A 316-nucleotide genomic window follows, 5' to 3' on the forward strand; every position below is an offset into this window, starting at 1 on the left:
GCCGTGCTCCGCCCAAAAACGGCTCTCCTCTTCCTCACTGGCGAACTCGGGGATTTCCTCCAGGCTGTGCACCTTCCGCATTCTCTTCATGCTTTACTTTCCCCTCCTCCGGTAGCGGCGTTTCTCCTCCAAGGTGGCGTCCCGGGCGGTGATGGGCCGCACCCTGCCTTCCCTGCGGGTGAAGACCACGAAGAGGACCCTTCCGGCTTCCGTGGCCCCCAGGGCCGCCCAGCGTTCCTCGCCCCCTTGGGAGCGCGTGCGGAGCACCAGCCGCTTGGGGTCGGTGAGGGCTTCCTCCACCTCCTGGGGACGCACC

General features: G+C 67.1%; 1 protein-coding gene. It reads right to left on the reverse strand.

Going from position 1 to position 316, the window contains the following annotated elements:
* Positions 1–93: 93 nt before the first annotated feature.
* A complete protein-coding gene (locus ACYQ0J_RS00385; protein WP_460170246.1) occupies positions 94–315 on the reverse strand; it encodes a BrnT family toxin in 222 nt (73 codons plus the stop codon).
* Between the last annotated feature and the right edge of the window lies 1 nt (position 316).

It is taken from the genome of Thermus sp. FJN-A (assembly GCF_054655095.1).